Genomic DNA, 24972 nt, shown 5'->3' with positions numbered 1-24972 from the left:
CGACAGCGCCCGGCACGCGCGGGAGGGGCCCGTCAGGTACCGAGGCCCGCGGTGGGCTGCGCTGCCGGGCCGCGGCGTGGCGCGGGTGCGGTTCGCGGGACGTGTGCGGGTGCGGTCCCTCCCGTGTCGAGGAAGCGGCTCAGGGGCAGGGTGGCGGCGCCGACGGTGACCGCGTCCGCGCCGAGGCGGCCGAGTTCGATGGTGGCGCGGGCCGCCGGATAGCGCAGCGCGTAGGCCGCGGTGGCCTCGCGTACGGCGGGCAGCAGGCGGGTGCCGAGGAGGAGGCCGGCCCAGCCGGCCAGCACGATGCGTTCGGGGTTGAAGAGGTTCACCAGGTCGGCGATGCCCGCACCGAGGTACTCGGCGGTCTCGGCCAGCACCTCGGCGGTGGCCGGGTCGTCGGCAGCGAGCAGGGCGGCCAGCGCGCTCTCCTCGTCGGCACCGGAGGGGGCCGCGCCGCCCGCTTCCCGCCACCGTTCCAGGACCGCTTCGGCGCCGACGTACGCCTCCAGGCAGCCGCGGGCGCCGCACCGGCAGCGGCGGCCGCGCAGCTGCATGGTGGTGTGCCCCCACTCCCCCGCGCCGTGTGCGGCGCCGCCGTACGCGCTGCCGTCGGTGATCACGCTGGCGCCGACGCCGGAGCCGATGAGGGCGATGACGGCGTCGCGCGCGCCCCGGCCGGCACCGAACCACATCTCCGCCTGACCGAGCGTCTTGGCGCCGTTGGACACGAACAGCGGTGCTGCGTCGCCCAGTTGGGCCGCTTCGCGAAGCAGCTCCTCCAGGGGGACGGCGTCCCAGTCGACGGTCTGGCCGTGCACCACCGCGCCGCCGCGTGCCGGGTCGTCCTCGACGATGCCGGGCACGCCGACGCCGATGCCGAGCAGCGGTCCGTGCGGGACGCCGGTACGGCTCACCGCCTTCAGGCCGTCGGCTATCAGGCGTACGACGTGGGTGACGTTGTGACCGTCGTCCTTCAAGGGATGTTCGCAGCGGGCCAGCTCGGCCATCGACAGGTCGAAGAGTTCAACGCGTATTCGTGTCTCGCCGACATCCACCCCGATGAGTGACCCGGCGCCCGGCGCGACCCGCAGCAGGATGCGCGGGCGCCCGCCGTCGGAGTCGACCGAGCCGGCCTCCTCCAGCAGGCCGTCGGCGAGCAGTTCGGACGTGACGTTACTGATGGACGCCGAGCTCAGGCCGGTCCGCGCGGCGAGTTCCTGGCGGCTCAGCGGACCCTCCAAATACAGGCGGCGCAGCAGTCGCGCACGGTTGCCGCGGCGCAGATCACGGACCGTCCGGCGGTGGCGTTCGGGCATGTGGCTCCTTCCTCTCCCGGCAACTTACCGGTGCCGAGTGTCTTGACGACCCCTTCTTTCACTACTTAACTCACGCCTTAAGTTAATACGGAGCCGCGTTCAGAGCTTTGATGCTCGCCTCCCGGAGGGGCCACAACGACCATGCGTAGAACCCGTATGGCGGCAGTCGCCGCGCTCACCACCGCACTGACCGCCGCCCTGGCCACCGGCTGTGGCGGCGGGACCGCCCTCGGAGGCGGCGCCAACAACGACAGCCCGAAGGAGCTGACCTACTGGGCGACCAACCAGGGGTCCAGCCTGGAGGCGGACAAGAAGGTGCTCGGTCCGGAGCTGAAGAAGTTCGAACAGCAGACCGGAATCAAGGTCAAGCTGGAGGTCATCCCCTGGGCCACCATCCTCGACCGGATCCTCGCCGCGACCTCCTCCGGGCAGGGCCCGGACGTGCTCAACATCGGCAACACCTGGTCCTCGTCGCTGCAGAAGAGCGGCGCGCTGCTGGCGTTCGACGACAAGACCTTCAAGAAGATCGGCGGCAAGGAACGGTTCGCGCCGGCCCCGATGGCCGCCACCGGTGAGGCGAAGAAGGACCCGGCGGCGGTGCCGCTGTACTCGCTGACGTACGCGCTGTACTACAACAAGCAGATGTTCAAGGAGGCGGGCATCTCCCGCCCGCCCACCACCTGGGACGAGCTGGTGGCCGACGGGAAGAAGCTCACCAAGGACGGCAAGTACGGGCTGGCCGTCGAGGGCGGCAACGTGGCGGAGAACTCCCACCACGCCTTCGTCTTCGGCAAGCAGCACGGCGCCGACTTCTTCGACGCCGCCGGGAAGCCCACCTTCGACAAGCCCGCGAACGTCGAGGCCGTCAAGCAGTACATCGACTTCCTCGCGAAGGACAAGATCGCCGCGCCCGGCAACGCCGAGTACGCGCAGAACCAGTCCGTACGGGACTTCGCCACCGGCAAGGCCGGGATGCTGCTGTGGCAGGCCGCGCGCACCTCGCTGCTCGCGCACGGCATGAAGGCGGACGAGTACGGGGTGGCGCCCGTGCCGTTCCAGTCCGGCGACTCGGGCGGCCGGCGCAACGTCAACTCCATGGTCGGCGGCATCAACATGGCCGTCTTCGACAACACCGACAACATCGACGGCGCGCTGAAGTTCGTGAAGTTCATGACCTCCACCGAGGAACAGCAGATCCTCACCGCCAAGTTCGGGGCGCTCTCCCCCGTGCTGGACGCGCAGAAGAGCAAGCCGCGTGACCCGGACGAGGCCGTGCAGCGCGAGGTGCTCGCCAAGAGCGCGGCGCCGCTGCCGCAGGTCCCCGACGAGTCGCAGTTCGAGACGCTGGTCGGCGGCGCGATGAAGGAACTGCTGGCCGACGCGGCGGCGGGCAAGAAGCTGACCACCGCCGACGTGCGGGCGAAGCTGACCGAGGCCCAGCAGCAGATGCAGAAGTGAGATCCGCTGCCATGACCACCACCGCACAGCACGAAGCGGCCGGGACGGCGGCCCCCAGCACGTCGCCGTCCGGCGCGCCACCCCCGAGCAGGCCGCCGCGCCGTTCCTTCCTCCCCGACCGGATCAGACGCGGCGGCCTCCCCTACCTCCTGCTGCTCCCCGCTCTCGCGCTCGAACTGCTGATCCACATCGTGCCGATGGTCATCGGCATCGCGATGAGCTTCAAGCAGCTCACCCACGAGTACATCCGCAACTGGGGCGCGGCGCCCTGGGCCGGCCTGGACAACTTCCGCGTCGCGGTCGACTTCGACGCCCCGGTGGGCCGGGCGCTGCTCCACTCCTTCGCGGTCACCTGCGCCTTCACCGTGCTCGCCGTGGGGCTGGCCTGGCTGCTCGGCGTGACGGCGGCGATCCTCATGCAGGACCGGTTCCGCGGCCGCGGCCTGCTGCGGGCCCTGTTCCTCACCCCGTACGCGCTGCCGGTCTACACCGCCGTCATCACCTGGTCCTTCCTGCTCCAGCGGGACAACGGGCTGGTCAACCACGTGCTCCACGACCAGCTGGGCCTCACCGGGACGGCCACGTTCTGGCTGGTCGGCGACAACAGCTTCACGGCGCTCGTGGTGACGTCGGTATGGCGCACCTGGCCGTTCGCGTTCCTGATGCTGACGGCGGCGCTGCAGAACATTCCGCAGGAGTCCTACGAGGCGGCGCAGCTGGACGGCGCCGGGATCTGGAAGCAGATCCGGCACATCACCCTGCCGGCCCTCCGCCCCGTCAACCAGGTTCTGGTCCTGGTCCTCTTCCTGTGGACCTTCAACGACTTCAACGTGCCGTTCGTGCTCTTCGGCAAGTCGGCGCCGGAGGCCGCCGACCTGATCTCGATCCACATCTACCAGGCGTCCTTCGAGACCTGGAACTTCGGCTCGGGGTCGGCCATGTCCGTCCTGCTGCTGCTCTTCCTGCTCGTGGTGACGGCCGCGTACCTGCTGGTCACCGGCCGTGGAAGGAGGGGCGAGCATGGCTGAGGCCGTCAAGTCGCCCACCGCGCCGCCCCGGTCCTTCCTCTGGACCCGGCGAGTGCTGCTCACCCTGCTGACGCTCTTCACGGCCACCCCGCTGTACGTGATGCTCAGCAGTTCGCTCAAGCCGCTGCAGGACGTGACCGGCGCCTTCCGGTGGTTCCCCAGCCGGGTGACGTTCCAGCCGTACCTGGACATCTGGGAGACCGTGCCGCTGGGCCGGTACTTCGTGAACTCCCTGATCGTCGCGGGTGCGGCGACCGCCTGCTCGGTGGTGATCGCGGTGTTCGCGGCGTACGCGGTCAGCCGCTACCGCTTCCGGGGGAAGCGGCTGTTCACCGTCACCGTGCTGTCCACGCAGATGTTCCCCGGCATCCTCTTCCTCCTCCCGCTCTTCCTGATCTTCGTGAACATCGGGAACGCCACCGGCGTCGCGCTCTACGGCTCGCGCGGCGGCCTGATCCTCACGTACATGACGTTCACCCTGCCGCTTTCCATCTGGATGCTGGTGGGCTACTTCGACTCCATCCCGCGCGACCTGGACGAGGCGGCGCAGGTCGACGGCTGCGGGCCGCTCGGCGCCCTCGTACGGGTCGTCGTGCCGGCCGCCGTGCCCGGCATCGTCGCGGTGGCCATCTACTCGTTCATGACCGCCTGGGGCGAGGTGCTCTTCGCCTCGGTCATGACCAATGACGTCACCCGCACGCTCGCGATCGGCCTGCAGGGCTACGCCACCCAGACCGAGGTGTACTGGAACCAGATCATGGCTGCCTCGCTCGTCGTCAGCGTCCCCGTCGTCGCGGGCTTTCTGCTGCTCCAGCGCTACCTCGTCGCCGGACTCACGGCCGGCGCCGTCAAGTGACCACCGCGGAAAGGAACTCCGTGTCCGACTCGTACCTCGACTCGCTCCCCGCCGACTTCGTGTGGGGAACGGCCACCGCCGCGTACCAGATCGAAGGCGCGGCGGCCGAGGACGGCCGCGCGCCGTCCATCTGGGACACCTTCAGCCACACCCCCGGCAAGGTCCACAAGGGCGACACCGGCGACGTGGCCTGCGACCACTACCACCGCTGGCGCGCGGACATCGATCTCATGGGGCAGCTCGGCGCCGACGCCTACCGCTTCTCGGTGGCCTGGCCCCGGGTCGTGCCGGGCGGCGACGGGCCGGTCAACAAGGCGGGCCTGGACTTCTACGACCGGCTCACCGACGGCCTCCTGGAAGCCGGCATCACGCCGTACGTCACGCTCTACCACTGGGACCTGCCGCAGGCGCTCCAGGACCGGGGCGGCTGGCCGGAGCGGGAGACCGCCGAGCACTTCGCCGCGTACGCCGCGGTCGTCGCCGAGCGGCTCGGCGACCGCGTCACGCAGTGGGGCACCCTGAACGAACCATTGTGCTCCGCGTGGATCGGTCACCTGGAAGGGCGGATGGCGCCGGGGCTGACCGACGTCACCGCCGCGGTCCGCGCCTCCTTCCACCTGCACCTCGGGCACGGCCTCGCGGTACAGGCGATCCGCGCCGCGGTGCCCGGCGCGCAGGTCGGCATCGTCAACAACCTCACGCACTGCGAACCGGCGAGCGACAGCGACGCCGACCACGCGGCGGCGCGCCGCTCCGACGGGCACACCAACCGCTGGTGGATGGACCCGCTGCACGGCCGCGGCTACCCGCAGGACATGGTGGAGCTGTACGGCACCGAGCCGCCGGCCCGCGCGGGCGACCTGGAGACCATCGCCGCTCCCCTGGACTGGCTCGGACTGAACTACTACTTCCGCAACGTCGTCGCGGACGATCCCGCGGGTTCGCTGCCGTACGCCCGGCAGATCGAGCTGCCGGCCTCCCGCCACACCGGCATGGACTGGGAGGTGCACCCGGCCGGGCTGACGAAGACGCTGCTGCGGATGACGGAGGACTACGGCGCCCGCCGCCTCTACGTCACCGAGAACGGCTCGGCCTACCCCGACACCGTCGGCCCCGACGGGCAGGTGCACGACCCGGAGCGGGTCCGCTACCTGGAGGAGCACCTGTCCGCGTGCGCCGACGCGGTGGCGCAAGGCGTGCCGCTCGCCGGGTATTTCGCCTGGTCGCTGCTGGACAACTTCGAGTGGGCCTACGGCTACGACAAGCGCTTCGGCCTCGTCCACGTCGACTACGAGACCCAGCGGCGCACCGTCAAGGACAGCGGGCGCCGGTACGCCGAGATCGTCCGCGCCCACCGGAACCGGGAGCGCCGCGCGGCATAACCCCCCACAAGCCCCGCGCGGGCGCGTCGTCACATCGGATCGCCAAACCCTGCCACGACGCGCCCGGGCGGTTCTGCAACGCCTGTACACAAAACGGCCCACATCTGTCGGAGGAGCCGCATCATGGAACACAGGCACCATCAGCATGCCCAAAAAAGATCGACCGGGACACGGTGGAGGAGGGTGATGGCCGTCTCAGCCGCGCTCGTCGTGACCGCCGCCGGCTACGCCTACGCCGCCCCCGGCCGGACCGCCGCGACCACCGCGCAGGTGTGGGTCACCACGGCGGACGGCGCGAAGAAGCTCAGCAAAGCCGGCGACGTGTCCTTCGACGGCGGCAAGCAGCAGATCGACATCAGCGTGGACTCCCGCGAGAAGAGCCAGGAGTTCACCGGTGCGGGCGCCTCCTTCACCGAGGCCTCGGCACACCTGGTGGCCGGGCTGCCCGAAGGACAGCGCACCACCCTGATGAAGGACCTCTTCTCCCGGGACGGGGCGGGCATCGGGCTGGACTACCTGCGCCAGCCCTTCGGCGGCACGGACTTCGTCGCCCGGCTGCCGTACTACACGTACGAGGACACCAAGGGGTCCTTCTCCATCGGCCGGGACGGCGAGGAGATCCTGCCGCTGCTGAAGCAGGCCAAGGGCATCAACCCCGGCATCCGCGTGATGGGCACGCCCTGGTCGGCGCCCGCGTGGATGAAGGACAGCGGAAAGCTGGCGGGCGGCAAGCTCACCCGCGAGCACTACGGGGACTACGCCGACTACCTGGTCAAGGCGGTCCAGGCGTACGGCAAGGCCGGCGTGACCGTCGACGACCTCACCGTGCAGAACGAGCCGCTGTTCCAGACGACCTATCCCTCGATGGGTATGTCGGCCGAGGAACAGGCCGACTTCCTGCGGATCCTGGACGGCCGGCTGACCGCCGCGGGGCTGCCCACCCAGCTCTTCGCCTACGACCACAACTGGGACCGCCCGGACTTCCCGCTCACCGTCCTGGACCGCACGAAGGACATCGCCCGCGTCCAGGGCGCGGCCTTCCACTGCTACGGCGGCAACCCCGAGGCCCAGCAGCAGGTGCGGAACGCGGGCAAGCGGGTCTTCTTCACCGAGTGCTCCGGCACCGACAGCGACGACCCGTCGCGCACCTTCGCGGACTCGCTGAAGTGGCAGACCGAGAACCTGGTCATCCGCAGCATGCGCTCCGGCGCGGAGACCGTGGTGCTGTGGAACGTCGCCCTCGACAAGAACGGCGGACCGCACTACGGCAACTGCGGCACCCGCTGCAACGGCGTCGTACAGATCGACGGGTCCACCGTCACCAAGAACGCCGAGTTCTACACCCTCGGCCACGTCGCCAAGTTCGTGGACCGCGGCGCGCACCGCATCGCCTCCACCAGCCAGGGCTCCGGCGGGGTGCAGAACGTGACCTTCGAGAACCCGGACGGCTCGCGGGTCTCCGTGGTGGTCAACGCCACCGGCTCGGCGCGGACCTTCTCCGTCACCGAGAGCGGCAGGTCGCTCCGGTACGAGCTGCCGGCGGGCGCCGTGGCCACGTTCAGGTGGCCCGGCGCCCCCACCGGCTGATCGGTACGCGCCTCAGTCGGCCAGCAGGGCCGTGATGGCCTTGTCCAGGGCGCCGCCGACATCCTCGATGTGCAGGTGGCGCCCGTCCTCGACGATCGGCTCGCCGTCGACGACGACATGACTGACGTCGGCGGCGGTGCCGGCGAAGACGGCGTGGGCCAGCGGATCGCCGGCCCGCGCCCCCGCCGTACGGGGCGAGTCCAGCCGTACGGTGGTGAGATCGGCGAGCCTGCCCGGGGCTATCCGGCCGGCGGGCCAGCCGAGCGCGGCCGTGCCCGCCGAGGTCGCCGCGGTGAGGAGTTCACCGGCGGTCCAGTGGCCGCGGCGGCCGCTGATCAGCCGCTCGTCCAGTTCGATGGCGCGGGCCTCCTCCCACAGGTCGATCATCATGTGCGCGTCGCTGCCGAGGCTCAGCGGTGTGCCGGCCGCCGCCAGCCGGCCGGCGGGGCCGATGCCGTCGGCGAGGTCGCGTTCGGTGGTCGGGCAGAGGCATACGCCGGTGCCGGAGCCGCCGAGCAGCGCGATGTCGGCGGAGTCCAGGTGCGTGGCGTGCACCGCCGTCGCGCCCTCGCCCAGCACGCCCTTCTCGTGCAGCAGGCGGGCGGGCGTACGGCCGTACCGCTGGCGGCAGGCGGCGTTCTCGGCGGGCTGCTCGGAGAGGTGGACGTGGAGCGGTACGCCACGGCGCCGGGCGTCCTCCGCCACGAACGTCATCGCCTCGCGCGGCACGGCGCGCACGCTGTGCACGGCCGCGCCGATCCGCAGCCGCTCGCCGTCCCGCAGGTCTCGGGTACGCAGGGCCCAGTCCTCCGCGCTGCCGTCGCTGAAGCGCCGCTGCACGCCCTCCAGCCGTCTGCCGTCGATGTCGGCCATCAGATAGCAGGTGTCGAGGAGGGTGAGCCGGATGCCGGCGTCGGCCGCTGCGCCGGCGAGCGCGCGGCCCATGGCGTTGGGGTCGTCGTACGGGGTGCCGTCGGGGTTGTGGTGGACGTAGTGGAACTCGCCCACGGCGGTGATGCCGGACAGCGCCATCTCGGCGTACGTGGCGCGGGCCAGGGCGTACATCCGGTCGGGGTCGAGGTGTTCCGCTGCGTCGTACATGACGTCGCGCCAGCGCCAGAAGTCGGTGACGCCGCTCTGGCTGCGGCCGCGGATGGCACGGTGGAAGACGTGGGAGTGGGTGTTGGCCAGGCCCGGGACGGTGAGTCCGGGCAGTCGGACGGCACCGGGCGGTGCCGGGGTGTTGTCGGTGACGCGGGTGATCCGGCCGTCGGCCACTTCTATGAGGACTTGCTCGGCGACGCCGGTGCCGCCGAGCCAGGCGTATTCGCAATGAAACGTCATCCGGCCTCCCTGACGACGGGCCGCCCGGCCGGTCACGCACCGCGGCGACCACGAAGCTCTCCGTCAACGGTAGTTGATCTCCGTACGACTGGGAACGCCTCTGACGGAGGTGGCCTCAAGGGGGCGGTGACGGGGGCGAGTTCAGGATGTCCGGGACGGTCCGGAAGGGTCCTCTTGCGCCATCGCGGCCGGTGCGGGTCCCGTGCTGCCCCTGGGCTGGATCCGGGGCAGCGGTTCCTGGGTGTGGCCTGCGGGGGCACCGTCCAGCAGGGCAGTGAGGGCCTGGGCCGCGTGCCGGCCGAAGGCGGCGGTGTCGCGCAGCGGCGCGGTCAGCGCCGGGTGCACGCTGCGGCACAGCACCGAATCGTCCCACGCGACCAGGGAGAGCCGGTCGGGGACGCGGATGCCGCGCCCGGTGGCGACGGCCAGCCCGGCGACGGCGAGTACGTCGTTGTCGTAGATCAGGGCGGTGGGCGGCTGCGGCTGGTCCAGCACCCGGCGGGTGGCCGCCGCGCCCTCGCTGTCGGAGTAGTCGGTGGTCACCGAGGCGGCCTCGGAGAGCCCGAGGCGGGCGGCCTCGGCGCGCAGGGAGGCGATCCGGCGCTGGGTGTGGGCGAATTCGGGCAGCCCGGCGATGTGCGTGATACGGCGGTGGCCGAGCGCGTGGAGATGGCCGACGATCGCCGCCATGATGCCGGCGTCGTCGGCGCCGAGGGTGGAGACCGCCGGCGGCTCGCCGTCCTCCGCGCCCCGGTCGGCGGCGCCGATCATCACGGCGGGCAGTCCCAGCCCGCCGAGCAGGTCGGGGCGCGGGTCGTCCTGGCGCGGGTCGACGACCAGGACGCCGTCCACGCGGTGCTCGGCCCACCAGCGGCGGTAGGTCGCGCACTCCGCGTCCAGCCCCTCGACCACCTGGAAGAGCAGCCCCAGCCCGCGCTGGGAGAGCTCCTCCTGGATGCCGGAGACCAGCTGGAGGAAGAAGGACTCGACGCCGAGGGTGCGGGCCGGGCGGGCCAGGACGAGCCCTACGGTGGCCGAGCCCTCGCCGGACAGCGCACGGGCGGCGGCGCGGGGCTGCCAGCCGAGCTGTTCGGCGACCCGGCGGATGCGCTCCCGGGTCACGGGCGAGACGCCGGGGCGGTCGTTGAGCGCGAAGGAGACCGCACTCTCGGACACCCCGGCACGCAGGGCGATGTCCTTCATGGTCGGCCGCCGGGCCGGCGTACGGCGCATGCTCCCTCTTCCGCTTCCCTACTAATGCGCTTGAGTGCGGAAAGACTAAAGCGCATTAGCGATTCGCGCAAGAGCCCCGAACTTACCGCTCTGACCAGCGACTTCGAGGCGACGAAAAGAAATTCCCGCAAAGAGTGTTGACGTAACTCGGCGGCTGCGGGCACCTTTTGGGACGCCCACCCAGGACCGACCGAAGGAGCCGCGCGGCCATGCGCACTTTCCGGGGTACCCGTGTGCCGAGACCCGCCCGTACCGCCGTACCGCTGCTGGCGGGTGCGCTGCTGCTGGGCGCCTGCGGGGGCGGTGCCGACAGCGGCGGCAGCGCCGCCGACGGCAAGGTCGGCGGCCACATCACCTTCCAGACCTGGAACCTGCGGGCGCAGTACAAGGACTACTTCAACGGCCTCATCGACGAGTTCGAGGAGGCGCACCCCGGCACGAAGGTGAAGTGGATCGACCAGCCGGCGGAGAACTACCCCGAGAAGCTCAGCGCGGACGCCGGCGGCGGCACCCTGCCCGACGTGGTGAACGTCTCCCCCGACCTGTCCTACCCGCTGGCCAAGGCCGGGCTGCTGATGAACCTCGACAAGGAGCCGGTCACCGCCAAGGCCAAGCGGGACTACACACCGGAGGCCTGGAAGGGCAACGAACTCCCGGGCCTGGACGGCGCGTACGCCTTCCCCTGGTACCTCAACACCGGCCCGCTGTTCTACAACAAGGCACTCTTCAAGAAGGCCGGGCTGGACCCGGAGAAGCCGCCGACGACGTACGACGCGCTCTTCGCCGACGCCGGGAGGATGGCGAAGTCCTCCGGCGGGAAGGTCGCCACGCTGGCCGGGGTGCCCGCGATCGAGGACTTCGGGCGGTACGGCGTGCGGCTGATGAACGCCGACGCGACGCGCTTCACGTACAACGAAAAGCGCGGCGTGGAGCTGCTCACCGCGTACAAGAAGCTGTTCGAGAGCGGCGGGCTGGACTCGCAGGCGCTGAGCGCCACTCCGGAGAGCGCGGGCCGGAAGTTCCTCCAGCAGCGGGTGGCGATGAACCCGGGCAGCGCGCACGATCTGGCCAACTTCAAGGAGAACGCGCCGGATCTGTACAAGAACCTCGGCATCACCGACGCGCCCGCCAACACCGGCAAGCCCAACATGTACGTGATGGGCCTCGGCATCAACGACCGCAGCGAGCACAAGGCGACGGCCATCGCCTTCGCGCGGTTCGTCACCAACCAGCGCAACCAGGAGTCCTTCGCGCACCAGGTCGCGGTCTTCCCCAGTACCAAGGGCTCGCTGGACAAGCCGTACTGGACGAAGGACGACGGCACCGACGAGGGCCGGGTGCGGGTGGCCTCGGCGAAGATGCTGGACGGCGCGGTCAACTACACGCCCGTGGTGATGACCGAGGAGATGAAGACCGTCCTGCAGAACGAGGTCGCCAAGGCACTCCAGGGCGACAAGTCGCCGAAGCAGGCGCTGGACGACGCGGTCGGGCAGAGCAACCGGCTGCTCCAGCAGGGCTGAGCGATGAGCGCACGTACCCATCGCGCGGCCAGCCCCTGGCTCTTCCTGCTGCCCGGCCTGGCGGTGGTCGCGGTCTTCGTCCTCCACCCGTTCCTCAGCACGGTGCAGCACGCCTTCACCGACGCGCGCACGCTCACTCCCGGTGTGTGGGTGGGGCTGCGCAACTTCCAGGAGATGCTGCACGACCCGCAGTTCTGGACCGCGCTGCGCAACAGCCTGCTGTACGTGGTGGTCGTGGTGCCCTGCACGGTGCTGCTGCCGCTGCTGGTGGCCCTGCTGGTGGAGAAGCCGCTGAAGGGCGTGGTGTTCTTCCGGGCCGCCTTCTACACGCCGGTGGTCGCGTCCGTGGTCGTCGTCGCGCTGATCTGGGTGTGGATGCTGGACGACCGCGGGCTGCTCAACAGCATGCTGGAGGTGGTGGGCGCGGGCCCGGTGTCCTTCCTCGGGGACGCCTGGCTGGTGCTGCTGTGCGCGATGGCCCTGACGGTGTGGAAGGGCCTCGGCTACTACATGATCATTTACCTGGCGGCGCTGGCGCAGGTGCCCAAGGAGCTGCACGAGGCCGCGGCCGTGGACGGCGCGGGGCCGCTGCGCCGCTTCGTCACCGTCACCGTGCCCGCGGTGCGCTCCACGATGGTGCTGGTCGGCGCGCTCTCCTCGGTCGCCGCCTTCAAGGTGTTCTCCGAGGTGTACCTGCTGGCCGGGCCGACCGGCGGCCCGGCCGGCGAGGACAGCACGCTGGTGATGCTCGTCCAGCGCTCCGGCACCGGACTGTCCGGGCGGGTCGGCTACGCCTCCGCCCTGTCCCTCGTCATCTTCTGCATCGCCCTGCTGCTGATGCTGCTGGTGCTGCGTGCCGACCGTAAGGAGAAGACCGCGTGACCCGCGTCGGCCGCACGGAGCGGATCGTGCGCTACGTGCTGATGCTCGCCGTGCTGGCGATCTCCGTCGGCCCCTTCCTGTGGCAGCTGTCCACCTCGCTCAAGGGCCCGAGCGAGAACATCTATCCCTCGCCGCCCTCGTTCGTCCCGCACGATCCGACGCTCGCCAACTACGGCGAGGTGGCCCGCATCATCCCGGTGTGGGACTACGCGCTGAACTCGCTGAAGGTCGCGGCCGCCAACGTCCTCACCAACTGCTTCGGCGCCTCGCTCGCCGGCTACGCGCTGGCCCGGCTGCGGTTCCGCGGCCGGACGGCGGCCGGTCTGGTCTTCGTCGCCGCGCTGCTCGTACCGCTGGAGTCGATCATCATCGCGCAGTTCACCACCATGCGTGACCTGGGCCTGAACAACACACTGGTGGCCGTGGTCCTGCCCGGCAGCGTCGGGGCGCTCAACGTGCTCCTGATGCGCAACGCCTTCCGCGCGATCCCGTACGAGATCGAGGAGGCGGCCGTCGTGGACGGTGCCAACGTCTGGCAGCGCTTCTGGCGCATCGCGCTGCCGTCGGTCAGGGGCACCCTCGCGGTCGTCGCGATCTTCGCGTTCATGGGCGCCTGGGACGACTTCCTCTGGCCGCTGATCGTCCTCTCCGACCCCGACCACTTCACCCTCACCGTCGGCCTGAACTTCCTGCACGGCACCTTCGCCGACAAGCCCCGCGTGGTCGCGGCCGGCACGATCATCGCGGTCGCCCCGCTGATCGTGATGTTCGCGTGCCTCCAGCGGTACTTCTTCCGCGGCGTCGGCGAGGGCGCGGTCAAGGGCTGACTCACCACCGAAGGGACAGGACCCCTGCGAATGCACCCCTTGCGCTTCGGCGTGAACTACACACCCACCCGCGGCTGGTTCCACCACTGGCTCGACTTCGACCTGGACGAGGTACGCGCCGACCTGGACTCCGTCGCCGCGCTCGGGCTGGACCACGTACGCGTCTTCCCGCTCTGGCCGCTCTTCCAGCCCAACCGCACCCTGATCCGGCCGCGCGCGGTGGACCAGCTGGTCGCGCTCGCCGACGCGGCGGCCGAACGCGGACTGGACGTCGCCGTCGACGGCCTCCAGGGCCACCTCTCCAGCTTCGACTTCGTGCCCGCCTGGACCACCACCTGGCACCGCCGCAACCTCTTCACCGACCCCGACGTGCTGGACGGCCAGGCCACGTACCTGGAGACGCTGGCCGCGGCCCTCGCCGACCGGCGGAACTTCCTCGGCATGACGCTCGGCAACGAGACCAACCAGTTCTCCGGCGACCCGCACCCCGACCCCGACCGCATCACCCCCGCGCAGGCCACCGCCTGGCTGGAGCGGATGCTGGCGGCCTGTGAACGCGGCGCACCGGACCGCCTCCACCTGCACGCCTCCTACGACGCGGCCTGGTACCTCGACGGGCACCCGTTCACCCCGGCCCACTCCGCCACGCTCGGCGCGCTGACCGCCGTGCACGCGTGGGTGTTCAACGGGACGGCCCAGCGGTACGGGCGGGAGTCCACCGCCACCGGGCAGCACGCCGCGTACCTCATCGAGCTGTCCAAGGCGTGGGCGGAGGACCCGGCCCGGCCGGTGTGGCTCCAGGAGGTCGGCGCGCCCGCGCCGCACATCCCCGCCGAGCACGCGCCCACCTTCCTCCGGGACACCGTGCGCGCCGCGCTGGACTGCCCGGACCTGTGGGGCATCACGTGGTGGTGCTCGCACGACGTGGACCGGGCGCTGGCCGACTTCCCCGAGCTGGAGTACAGCCTCGGGCTGCTGACCAACGACCGCGAGGTCAAGCCCGCCGGCCGGGCGTTCGCCGAGGCCGTGCGGGAGGAGCGGGCCGCGCCGCATGCCCCGGAGCCGCGCACCCTCGCACTGGCCGTGGAGAGCGGTACGCCGTGCGCGCCCGGCGGTCCCGTCTTCGAGGCGTGGATGCGGCTCGCGGAACGCGGCCTGCGACCGGCCTGCGTACAGCGTGAACTCGCCGCATCCGACGCGCATTTGAAGAGCCGCGGCATCACCGACGTGCTCACCCCCGACGAGGTCTGACCCCACCCCGTACCGCCCCCGTACCGAGGAGCCTCCCGTCATGCACGACCATCGCACCACCACCGAAGCCCGGCTCAAGCGGGTCCTGGAAGAGCGACTGTGGCCCGCCGTGTACCCGGAGTCGGTGCCGCTGACCGTCGGCGTGTGGCACGCGCCCGGCGAGCCGGTCCCGGTCGCCGAGGGCATCGCCGCACCGCGTACCCCCATCGAGGCCGGCGCGCCCTGGGGCCCGCCGTGGGGCACCAGCTGGTTCACGGTGCGCGGCACCGTGCCCGAGGAGTGGGCGGGCCGGACCGTGGAGGCCCTGCTCGACCTGGGCTTCGACGAGAACATGCCGGGCTTCCAGTGCGAGGGCCTGGTGTACCGGCCGGACGGCTCGCCGGTGAAGGGGCTGAACCCGCGGAACCAGTGGGTGCGGATCGGCGCGCCCGTGCGCGGCGGCGAGGAGGTGCACCTGCACGTCGAGGCCTCCGCCAACCCCGTCATCCTGGACTACCACCCCTTCCTCCCCACCGAGCTGGGCGACCGGGAGACGGCCGGTGATGTGCCGCAGTACGAGCTCGCCCGGATGGACCTGGCCGTCTTCGACACCACCGTGTGGGAGCTGGTGCACGACCTCGAAGTGCTGGGCCAGCTGATGGCCGAGCTGGGCGAGGACACGGCGCGCCGGTGGGAGATCCTGCGCGCGGTGGAACGGGCGCTGGACGCGGTGGACCTCCAGGACATCGGCGGGACGGCGGCCCGCGCCCGCGAGGCGCTGACCGGGGTGCTCGCCGCGCCCGCGCATGCCTCGGCGCACCGGATCAGCGCCGTGGGGCACGCGCACATCGACTCGGCGTGGCTGTGGCCGCTGCGCGAGACGGTGCGGAAGGTGGCGCGTACGGCGTCCAACATGACGGCACTGCTGGAGGACGACCCGGACTTCGTGTACGCGATGTCCCAGGCACAGCAGTACGCATGGCTCAAGGAGCACCGGCCCGAGGTGTACGCACGGGTGAAGAAGGCGGTGGCGGACGGCCGGTTCGTGCCGGTGGGCGGCATGTGGGTGGAGTCGGACACCAACATGCCCGGGTCCGAGGCGCTGGCCAGGCAGTTCGTGCACGGCAAGCGGTTCTTCCTGGAGGAGTTCGGCGTCGAGACGGAGGAGGTGTGGCTGCCGGACACCTTCGGGTACTCGGCGGCACTCCCCCAGCTGGTGCGGCAGGCCGGTGCGAAGTGGTTCCTGACACAGAAGATCTCCTGGTCCCGGACCAACTCCTTCCCGCACCACACGTTCTGGTGGGAGGGCCTGGACGGCACCCGTGTGTTCACGCACTTCCCACCGATGGACACCTACAACGCGCAGCTGTCGGGCAAGGAGGTGGCGCACGCGGCCCGCAACTTCCGCGAGAAGGGCGCGGCGTCCCGCTCGCTGGCGCCGACCGGCTGGGGCGACGGGGGCGGCGGCACGACCCGCGACATGCTGGCGCGGGCGCGGCGGCTGGCGGACCTGGAGGGCTCGGCACGGGTCACGTTCGAGAAGCCCGCCGAGTTCTTCGAGAAGGCGCACGCGGAGTATCCGGACGCGCCGGTGTGGACCGGTGAGCTGTACCTGGAGCTGCACCGCGCGACGCTGACCAGCCAGGTCCGTACGAAGCAGGGCAACCGGCGCAGCGAGCATCTGCTGTACGAGGCGGAGCTGTGGTCGGCGACGGCGGCGGTGCGGGCCGGCCACCCGTACCCGTACGAGGAGCTGGACCGGCTGTGGAAGGAGGTGCTTCTGCACCAGTTCCACGACATCCTGCCGGGTACGTCCATCGCGTGGGTGCACCGGGAGGCGGCCGAGCGGTACGCGCGCGTCGCGGCCGAGCTGGAGAAGCTGATCGGCGCCGCACAGCGGGCGCTGGCGGGCGATCCGGCGGCGGGCACCACGCTGGTGTTCAACGCGGCCCCGCACGGCCGGGAGGGTGTACCGGCGCGGGGTGCGCTGCCCGAGCCGGCGGCGCAGAACGGCACCGGCTGCGTGCCACGCGCGGGCGGCGGCTACGTGCTGGACAACGGGCTGCTGCGGGCGGAGGTCGACGGCCGGGGCCTGCTGGTCTCGCTGTACGACCTGCGGGCCGGGCGGGAGACCCTCGCCCCGGGCAAGGCGGCCAACCTGCTCCAGCTGCACCAGGACTTCCCGGCGATGTGGGACGCCTGGGACGTGGACGAGTTCTACCGCAACACGGTGACGGACCTCGTCGAGGCGGACGAGGTGGTGGCGGTGGACGGCGGTACGGCCGGTGCCGTGCGGGTCCGGCGTACGTTCGGCGCCTCGTCCGTCACGCAGGTGCTGACGCTGCCGCCGGGCGCGGCGCGGCTGGAGATCGCGACGGAGGTGGACTGGCACGAGACGGAGAAGTTCCTCAAGGCGGCCTTCCCCCTCGATGTGCACGCCGACCGGGTCGCGGCGGAGACCCAGTTCGGGCACCTCTACCGGCCGACGCACACCAACACCAGCTGGGACGCGGCGAAGTTCGAGGCGTGCGCGCACCGGTTCGTGCATGTCGAGGAGCCGGGCTGGGGCGTCGCGCTGGTGACGGACTCGACATACGGGTACGACGCCTCACGCGCCGCTCGGGAGACGGGCCGCGGCACCATCACGACCGTACGGCTGTCCCTGCTGCGGGCGCCGCGCTTCCCCGATCCGCGCACCGACCAGGGCGTGCACCGCTTCCGTTGCGCGCTGGTGCCGGGCGCCGGCCTCGGCGACGCGGTGCGGGAGGGCTGGGCGCTGAACCTGCCGGAGCGTCGGGTGACGGGCGCGGCGGCGGTGGAGCCGCTGGTGTCGGTGGCCGACGACGCCGTCACCGTCACGGCGGTCAAGCTCGCGGACGACGGCAGCGGGGATGTGGTGGTACGCCTGCACGAGGCCCGCGGCGGACGCGTCCGTACCCGGCTGAGCTGCGGGTTCCCCGTGGCGTCCGCCGTGCGGTGCGATCTGCTGGAGCGGCCGGCCGGGGACGGCGGGGAGGAGTGCGGGGACGGCGTACTGGACCTGGCACTCCACCCCTTCGAGATCGTCACCCTGCGACTGGCCCGCTCCACGGGGTGACTCAGTCGCCGTAGACGTAGGGCGTGGTGGTCGTCAGGGCGGCGAAGCCGAGCCGCTGGAGGATGGGGCGGCTCTGGTCGGAGGCGTCGACCTGGAGGTAGCGGTGGCCGCGGGCTGCGGCGATGCGGACGCGGTGGGCGATCAGAGCGCGGTAGAGGCCGCGGCCGCGCCACTCCGGGAGGGTGCCGCCGCCCCAGAGCGAGGCGAAGGGTACGTCGGGCGGCAGTTCCGCGCGGGCCGCGCTCACCGGGGTGTCGCCGGCCATCGCGACCACCGCCGCCACCGTCTCCGGCGCCTCGGCGAGCCGGTCGAGGAGCTGGGTGGCGAAGCGGGCGCCGGGCCCGAAGACCTGTTCGTGGACGGCAACCATGAGGTCCACACCTGCGGGACCGGTGACCTCTTCCAGCCGGATGCCGTCCGGGAGGTCGACGGCGGTGGGCAGGGCCGCGGTCTCGGCGACCATCAGGGTCTCCTCGTCCTCGGGCACGAAGCCCGCGGCGCGCAGCCGCTCGGCGAGGCAGGCCGGGCGGTCGTGGGCGTGCAGCTTCCACTCGAAGGCGCGGCCGAGCGCGGTGAAGTGCGCGATCTGGGTGGTGATCGCGGCGTCCACGGTGGCGGTGGTGAGGTCCGACCAGAGCACACCGTTCCAGCCGTCCGCGCTGCCGGCGGTCTGCCGGACGACGCCGTCCACCCGCTCGACCCGGGCACCAGGGCCGTCCGGCCGAGCGTCCCGCCGCATGCGCCGGTCGTACTCCGCAAGCACCGATTCGTGATTCATCCGCACACTTCAGCAAGGAGCATGCTTCCGGACAACCGAATTTGCGCCCCGCAACGTGTGGTTGCGGGGGTGCGGGCGGGTAGGCAGTCTGCGGTTCGCTCCTCGCTGCAGGTGCGGAAGCGGCTGGTTCGCCGATTCGCACCACCTCGGTTGCAGGTTTAGGTTTGCCTAACCTAACGTAACGACGCGTGGTGATGAACGAACCACCAGCCACCGAAGCCCCGTTGGCCGGCTCCCATCGCCGTCCCGCACCACCCCGGACCAGAAGGGGCCCTCTCATGCGGATGCATGTGCTCGCACTCAACCCCACCGACTCGGTCACCGACGGCTTCCTGCCCGCCGCCGCCCGGCTCGGCCTCGACGTCACCGTGCTGACGGACCGGCCCGCAGCGCACCGCGGAAGGTATCCGGACGCCGAGCTCGTCGAGTGCGATGTCCACGACGTCCGCGCGGTCATCGGGCGGATCGCCGCGCTCGGCCCCGGCGACGCAATCTTCACCAACAGCGACCACCTGCAGACCCAGGCCGCGCTGGCCGCCGAGTATTTCGGGCTGCCCGGCAAGGACTGGCGTGCGGCGCTGCGCGCCAAGGACAAGGCCGAGATGCGCCGCCACCTCGCCGCCACCGGCCTCGACACCGTACGGTCCGCGCAGCTCGCGCCCGGCGAGGACGCGGAGACACTGGCCGCCGGCCTGTCGTACCCCTGTGTCGTCAAGCCCCGCGAAGGGGTGGCCAGCGAGGACGTCGTACTGGCGGAAGGGCCCGGCGAACTGGTGGAGCGGGTCAAGGAGATACGTGCCCGGCGCCCGGAGGCGACGCTCGTCGCCGAGGAGTACCTGCCCGGCGAGCTGTACACCCTGGAGACCCTGGGTGACAGCCGGTCCCTGCACGTCCTCGGCGGCTTCCACACCGCGGTCTCCGCTCCCCCGACCTTCATCGAGGAGCGCCTCGCGTTCGTCGCCGCCCACCCCGAGCCGGTCACGGCGCAGGTACTGGCCCAACTGGAAGCGCTGGGTGTCGGGTTCGGCGCCTGTCACACCGAGTTCGTGGTCCACGAGGGCCGGGCCCGGCTCATCGAGGTCAACTACCGCGCCATCGGCGACCAGTGCGACCTGCTGCTGGCCGAGGTGCTCGACGTACCGCTCTTCGCGCACATCCTCCGCACCCACCTGGGCGAGCCGCTGCCCGCCGGCCTCGGGGCGCGGACCGACGGTGCCGCGGGCGTGTGGTACGCCCTCGCCGACCGCGCCGGCACCCTCACCGCCGCACCCGCCGCGCAGGACCGTACGGCCGACGGGGTGCGCCTGTCGTACCGGCCGCTGCGCGCGATCGGCACCGAGCAGCCGCACCACCGCACCAACCGCGACTACCTCGGCGCGCTGCGGGCCATCGGCAGCGACCAGCGGGCCGTCGACCGGGCGGTCGAGGCGTTCTTCGCCACCGAGCGCTGGGAGATCACCCGGTGACCGCCCCGGCCGGGCCCGGGACGGACCGGGCGCCGGAGGAGCGCGCGCTGCTGGTGCGGGTGCTGAGCGCGCTGCTGCGGGAGGACGTGGTCGGCCTGCGGACCCGTGGCACCGTCCTGGACCGCCCGGACGGACCGTGGCTGCGGCTGCCCGCAGGCACCGGCGAGGCACTGCTCCTGCCGCTGGCGCCCGACGGCTACCAGGCCGAGTACGCGGCGCGGCTGCCGCTGCTCGTCCGCGAGTCCGACGGCGCCCGGCTGACCGGAACCGACGAGGTCCTCGCCGCGCTGCGGGCGCTCGCCGACCCGCTCGACCGGGACGGCTTCGACGCGTTCGCGGCGGAGTGCCGGGAGGCCCTGGCGGCACTGCGCCTGCACACCGCCACGCACGACGAACTCACCACCGCGTTGGCGGACCGGTACGGCCCCGATCCCGCCCACTGGACCGGCCCGGCCGAAGGGCTCGCGCACGACGCGCTCGCCGCCCGCCTCGACCACCCGGTGTACCCGGCCTCGCGCGGGCGCGCCGGCCTGGACGAGGCAGGGCTGCGGGCGTACGCACCGGAGTTCCACCCGCGGTTCCGGCTGCGCCGGCTGCTGCTGCCGCGTACCGCGGTCACCGTGGCGGGCGGCGCGGACGGACACTGGCCACTCGTCGACGCCCCGGACGCCGCCGAGCAGAGTGCCACTCACTTCGCGTTACCCGTGCACCCGTTGACGGTCGGGGCGCCGCTGGATGCCGCGCTGCGCGAGGCGGGGCTGGCCGGAGAGGCGGTGCTGTCCCCGCGCCCGGGGCCGCTCGCCGTACCGACCCTGTCGATGCGCACGGTGGCGCTGGCGGCGGACCCGCTGCTGCACCTCAAGCTGCCGCTGGCCACCGCGACGCTCGGGCTGCGTAACCGGCGCACCATCAAACCCGGCACCCTCCTCGACGGGGCGACGGGCCAGCGGCTGCTGGAGACGATCCTGGCGCGCGAGCCGCGGTTCCGGGAGTCGGTGCTCCAGGCCGACGAGACGGTGTACGCGCACGCCGGGCACGAGCTGCTCGCCGTACTGTGCCGCCGCTACCCCGCCGGGCCGGCGGGGAGCACCGTCGTCCCGCTGGCCGCGCTGCTCGCCCCGGCCCCCGGCGGCCGGCTGATCATCGACCACCTCGCCGACCGGTTCTACGGCGGCGACCCGCTCGCCCTGCTCGACGCCTTCCTGACCCTGCTGTTCGACTGGCAGACCACGCTCTTCGGCTACGGCATCGGCCTGGAGTCCCACCAGCAGAACGTGTCGCTGGTGCTGGACCGGACGGGGCCGCGCGGGACCCGGCTGCGGCTGCTGTTCAAGGACAACGACGGGCCGCGGATCAACACCGTACGGCTGCGGGACCGGCTGGGCCGGGACGCGCCGGGCCCCGCGGACTTCGCCGACCCGCGGATCTGCGGCGACAGCGACGGGCCGGTGTGCCAGGTGTTCACCACCATCACCGTCCACCTGTGCGCCGGCTCCTACGCCTTCGGGCTGGCACGGCACGGGCGGGCCCCGCTGGACCGGCTGCTGGCGCTCGTCCGCGACCGGCTCGCCGAGGCCGTCGAGCGACTTGGCACCGGCCCCGGAGAGCCCGGCGCCGTCCTGCGCGCCCGGCTGCTGGCCGCCCCGAGCCTGCCGGTCAAGGCCATGGTGAGCGCCGGCACGCTGCTGACGAAGGAGCGCTCGGGCGCGGCCGACATCAACAAGCACTACACCACGGGCCCCAACTACCTGCTGCCGACGGCGGGCGTCCGGTGAGCGCCGCCGCACCGCACAGCGGCCCCGGTGCCCGCCGGCGCACCCGCCCGTCCGCCGTGGCTCCCCGCCCCCTTCCCCCGTCTTCCCGCTACTCGCAGGAGCCCCTGATGCCCCCGCTGACCAATCACGCCACCGGACGGACCGAAGCGCCCACCGCCGCCCCCACCGGACTGCCGACCGCCGACGACGCCGTGGCCCACACCCTGCTCAACTGCCTGCTCCGCGAGGTCTCGGGCCCGGAGCACCAGACCGCCGTCGACCGGGGCCACCTGCTGCTGCGACTCCCCCGCCGCGGCGTCCGGCTGCGCGTCGCGCTGCGCCGCACCTCGCTGACCGGCGCGCACCGCTTCACCGGCCCGGTGGCCGAACGCGACCGCGAGGGCTGGACCGAGATCGGCTGGCGCCGGCTGGCCGAGTACGTGCACGCGGAGCTGACCCTGCGGACCGGCGTCACCAACGACGAGTTCCTGACCCAGGTCGCCGCCGGCCACCGGGCGACCACGGCGGCCCTCGCCGCCCGGGATGCCCGCACCCCCGACGACGCCGACGACGCCCGCCACGGCACCGGCGACTGGTGCGACACCTACGTGGCCTCCGAGCAGTCCCTCGTCCTCGGCCACCGCTTCCACCCCACCCCCAAGGCCCGCACCGGCGACCCGGAGGCCTGGCAGGAGTACGCGCCCGAGACCGGCGGCACCTTCCCGCTGCTGCTCCTCGCCGTACGCGACCACCTCATCGCGGAGGAGACCGCGGCGCCGGACGCCGCCGGCCCGCTGGACGCGGCCGCCGCGCCGGTCCCCGACGGGTACCGGCTGCTGCCCGCACACCCCTGGCAGTACGAGCTGCTGCGCGACCACCCGGGGCTCCGGGCCGCGCTGGCCCGCGACGACATCCGCGTCCTGGGCACCGGGGACGTGCCCTACGCCGCGACCGCCTCGGTCCGCACCCTCTACACTCCCGACACCTTCCTGAAGTTCAGCCTGAACGTCCGGATCACCAACTGCCTGCGCAAGAACGCCCGTTACGAACTGTCCGGCGCCGTCGCGCTCACCCGGCTGCTGGCGCCCGTCCTGGACGACCTGACCGCCCGCTTCCCCGGCTGTGCCGTGCTCCGCGAACCCGCCTACCGCAGCCTCGACCTCCCCGGCCCCGACGGCTCCACCGACACCGCGCTCCTCGAAGGGTTCGGCGTCATCGTCCGCGAGGGGCTGTCCCGGCGGCTGCTGCCCGGCACCACACCCCTGCTCGCCGCCGCCGTCGCCGACGAGTACCCGGCAGGCCCCGCGCACCTCTCCCGGCTGCCGGCCGGCACCGACCAGCCCACCGCACTGAAGTGGTGGGCCGCCTACCTCGACCTGCTGATCCCGCCGGTACTGGCCGCCTACTTCGACCACGGCCTGGTCTTCGAACCGCACCTGCAGAACGTGCTGATCTGCGTCGACGGCGACGGCATGCCCGCACAGGTACTGCTCCGCGACCTGGAGGGCACCAAACTCGTCGACGACCGGCACACGGACACCCTCGCCGCACTGCCCGTCGAGGTCGCCGGGCCGCTGACCTACGACGCACAGCGCGGCTGGGACCGCGTCGTGTACTGCCTGCTGGTCAACCACGTCGCCGAACTGGTCGCCACGCTCGCCGACCTCCACCCGGACATGGAGGCCGAACTGTGGCGCGAGGTACGCCGCACCCTCCGGCGCCACGCGGACCGCCACGGCTGCCCACCCCGGCTGGCCGCACTGCTCGCCGGCGTACCCCTGCCCGCCAAGGCCAACCTGCTCACCCGCTGGGCGCGCAAGCCCGACCGCGCGGCCCGCTACGTCGCACTGCCCTCCCCGCTCGCCGAATCCGTCCTCTCCGCCACCACGGGGACCGCCCGATGACCGAACCCACCCCCGCGGTCCGCGCACACGTCGGCACCCTGCGCCCCGAGGACCTCCCCGCGTACTGCTACGACCTGGCGGCGCTCCGCGACCACGCCGCCCACGTGCGGGCCGCCCTCCCCGACCGCGTCGAGCTGTACTACGCCGCCAAGGCCAACCCGGAACCGGAGATCCTGGCCGCGCTGCGCCCGTACGTGCACGGCTACGAGGTCTCCTCCGGCGGCGAGCTGACGCACGTACGCAAGGCCGTGCCCGGCCTCCCCCTGGCCTTCGGCGGCCCCGGCAAGACCCCGGCCGAGCTGGCCGGAGCGCTGACCGCCGGCGTCGAGCGCTTCCACGTGGAGAGCCTGCACGAGCTGCACCTGCTCGGCCACCTCGCCGCACGGCACGCCCCGGGCCACCGCGTGGCCGTTCTGCCGCGCGTCAACCTGCCCGTCGACGACGGCTCCCTGGACGGCGTCCCGCTCGCGATGGGCGGCCGCCCCGCCCCCTTCGGCCTCGACCCCGCCGACGCCGACGAGGCCGTGCGCCTGCTGGCCGACGACACCTACCCGCAGCTCGAACTCCGTGGCGTGCACGCCCACTTGGCCAGCGGACTGGCGGCGTCGGAACTGCTCACGGTCGCCGGGGCGGTCATCACCTGGGCCACCGCACTCGCCGCCCGCCACGGCGTTCCGCTCCCCGAGGTGGTCGTCGGCGGCGGCATGGCCGTCGACTACACCGACCCGGCGGCCCGCTTCGACTGGACTGCGTACGGCGCGGGCCTGGCCCGGCTCACCGCCGCCCACCCCGGCCTGACCCTGCGCATCGAGCCGGGCCGCGCCCTCACGGCGTACTGCGGCTGGTACGTCACCGAGGTACTCGACGTGAAGCGCAGCCACGGCGAGGAGTTCGCCGTCGTGCGGGGCGGCACCCACCACCTGCGCACCCCCGCCACCAAGGGCCACGACCAGCCCTGCACGGTACTGCCCACCGGCACGCCCTGGCCGCATCCCTGGCCCCGCCCGGCGGCCAACGGCGACCGGGTCACGCTCACCGGCCAGCTGTGCACGCCCAAGGACCTGCTCGCGCGGCACGTACCGGCAGCCGGGCTCCGGGCGGGTGACCGGGTGGCGTTCGGGATGGCCGGGGCCTACGCCTGGAACATCTCGCACCACGACTTCCTCATGCACCCGCGGCCCGGCTTCCACTTCCTGGGCACGCCCGAAGGAGGCTGAGGCCGTCCGGTCCCGGTGTCCAGTGGGGCGTGCCCGTCCGGGACCGGGTTCGTGCGGTCGGCGACGTATCCGGTGGACACCGGGGCGCGG

At 72.3% G+C, this 24972-nt stretch carries 17 protein-coding genes and 1 pseudogene; 14 read left to right on the top strand and 4 right to left on the bottom strand.

The window, feature by feature from the left end; translation table 11 throughout:
* Positions 1-32: 32 nt before the first annotated feature.
* Positions 33-1319 (bottom strand): ROK family protein, encoded by a 1287-nt coding sequence (locus tag ABZ840_RS23395; protein ID WP_361562044.1) that lies wholly within the window; start codon positions 1317-1319, stop codon positions 33-35.
* A 141-nt stretch (positions 1320-1460) separates the two neighbouring features.
* Between ABZ840_RS23395 and ABZ840_RS23390 the strand changes: the two genes are divergently transcribed.
* The 5 genes and pseudogenes from ABZ840_RS23390 to ABZ840_RS23370 form a co-directional block, all read left to right on the top strand.
* Complete coding sequence (locus tag ABZ840_RS23390) at positions 1461-2777, top strand: sugar ABC transporter substrate-binding protein (RefSeq protein ID WP_361562043.1); 1317 nt, start codon at positions 1461-1463, stop codon at positions 2775-2777.
* An 11-nt stretch (positions 2778-2788) separates the two neighbouring features.
* On the top strand, positions 2789-3805 hold the full coding sequence (locus tag ABZ840_RS23385) for a sugar ABC transporter permease (RefSeq protein WP_361562042.1): 1017 nt from the start codon (positions 2789-2791) through the stop codon (positions 3803-3805).
* On the top strand, positions 3798-4661 hold the full coding sequence (locus tag ABZ840_RS23380) for a carbohydrate ABC transporter permease (RefSeq protein ID WP_361562041.1): 864 nt from the start codon (positions 3798-3800) through the stop codon (positions 4659-4661). The genes ABZ840_RS23385 and ABZ840_RS23380 overlap by 8 nt, the downstream gene beginning before the upstream one ends.
* A 20-nt stretch (positions 4662-4681) precedes the next feature.
* The gene (locus ABZ840_RS23375) at positions 4682-6043 is read left to right on the top strand and encodes a GH1 family beta-glucosidase (protein ID WP_361562040.1); all 1362 of its coding nucleotides are present in this window, start codon (positions 4682-4684) and stop codon (positions 6041-6043) included.
* Positions 6044-6166: 123 nt separating this feature from the next.
* Positions 6167-7615, top strand: a pseudogene (locus ABZ840_RS23370) (glycoside hydrolase family 30 beta sandwich domain-containing protein); the annotation flags it as partial.
* 27 nt (positions 7616-7642) lie between these two features.
* Here ABZ840_RS23370 and ABZ840_RS23365 read toward each other — a convergent pair.
* On the bottom strand, positions 7643-8974 hold the full coding sequence (locus ABZ840_RS23365) for a formimidoylglutamate deiminase (protein ID WP_361562039.1): 1332 nt from the start codon (positions 8972-8974) through the stop codon (positions 7643-7645).
* A 141-nt stretch (positions 8975-9115) separates the two neighbouring features.
* Positions 9116-10207 carry a LacI family DNA-binding transcriptional regulator gene (locus ABZ840_RS23360; RefSeq protein ID WP_361562038.1) on the bottom strand — a complete coding sequence of 364 codons (1092 nt, stop codon included), beginning with the start codon at positions 10205-10207 and terminating at the stop codon, positions 9116-9118.
* 209 nt (positions 10208-10416) lie between these two features.
* Between ABZ840_RS23360 and ABZ840_RS23355 the strand changes: the two genes are divergently transcribed.
* The 5 genes from ABZ840_RS23355 to ABZ840_RS23335 are packed head-to-tail and all read left to right on the top strand — an operon-like array spanning position 10417 to position 17763.
* Positions 10417-11727 carry a sugar ABC transporter substrate-binding protein gene (locus tag ABZ840_RS23355; protein ID WP_361562037.1) on the top strand — a complete coding sequence of 437 codons (1311 nt, stop codon included), beginning with the start codon at positions 10417-10419 and terminating at the stop codon, positions 11725-11727.
* A gap of 3 nt (positions 11728-11730) precedes the next feature.
* Positions 11731-12609: a sugar ABC transporter permease gene (locus ABZ840_RS23350; RefSeq protein ID WP_361562036.1), complete on the top strand. Its 879-nt coding sequence runs from the start codon at positions 11731-11733 to the stop codon at positions 12607-12609.
* Between the two features lie 41 nt (positions 12610-12650).
* The gene (locus ABZ840_RS23345; RefSeq protein WP_361562182.1) at positions 12651-13436 is read left to right on the top strand and encodes a carbohydrate ABC transporter permease; all 786 of its coding nucleotides are present in this window, start codon (positions 12651-12653) and stop codon (positions 13434-13436) included.
* Positions 13437-13466: 30 nt separating this feature from the next.
* Positions 13467-14687: a glycosyl hydrolase gene (locus tag ABZ840_RS23340; RefSeq protein ID WP_361562035.1), complete on the top strand. Its 1221-nt coding sequence runs from the start codon at positions 13467-13469 to the stop codon at positions 14685-14687.
* Positions 14688-14727: 40 nt separating this feature from the next.
* A complete protein-coding gene (locus ABZ840_RS23335) occupies positions 14728-17763 on the top strand; it encodes a glycoside hydrolase family 38 C-terminal domain-containing protein (RefSeq protein ID WP_361562034.1) in 3036 nt (1011 codons plus the stop codon).
* Between the two features lies 1 nt (position 17764).
* Here ABZ840_RS23335 and ABZ840_RS23330 read toward each other — a convergent pair whose 3' ends face one another.
* A complete protein-coding gene (locus ABZ840_RS23330; RefSeq protein ID WP_361562033.1) occupies positions 17765-18541 on the bottom strand; it encodes a GNAT family N-acetyltransferase in 777 nt (258 codons plus the stop codon).
* A gap of 278 nt (positions 18542-18819) precedes the next feature.
* Between ABZ840_RS23330 and ABZ840_RS23325 the strand changes: the two genes are divergently transcribed.
* The 4 genes from ABZ840_RS23325 (at position 18820) to ABZ840_RS23310 (ending at position 24882) form a co-directional block, all read left to right on the top strand.
* Positions 18820-20007, top strand: coding sequence for an ATP-grasp domain-containing protein (locus ABZ840_RS23325; protein ID WP_361562032.1), 1188 nt, complete (start codon positions 18820-18822; stop codon positions 20005-20007).
* Positions 20004-21782 (top strand): IucA/IucC family protein, encoded by a 1779-nt coding sequence (locus ABZ840_RS23320; protein ID WP_361562031.1) that lies wholly within the window; start codon positions 20004-20006, stop codon positions 21780-21782. Before ABZ840_RS23325 ends, ABZ840_RS23320 begins: the two co-directional genes overlap by 4 nt.
* Positions 21783-21889: 107 nt before the next feature.
* Complete coding sequence (locus tag ABZ840_RS23315; protein ID WP_361562030.1) at positions 21890-23665, top strand: IucA/IucC family protein; 1776 nt, start codon at positions 21890-21892, stop codon at positions 23663-23665.
* A complete protein-coding gene (locus tag ABZ840_RS23310) occupies positions 23662-24882 on the top strand; it encodes a type III PLP-dependent enzyme (protein ID WP_361562029.1) in 1221 nt (406 codons plus the stop codon). Before ABZ840_RS23315 ends, ABZ840_RS23310 begins: the two co-directional genes overlap by 4 nt.
* Positions 24883-24972 lie beyond the last annotated feature (90 nt).

Origin of the sequence: Streptomyces sp. NPDC047117, from assembly GCF_040643545.1 — a bacterium.
Classification (GTDB): Bacteria; Actinomycetota; Actinomycetes; order Streptomycetales; family Streptomycetaceae; genus Streptomyces.
This window is presented reverse-complemented; position numbering and strand designations above follow the sequence as displayed.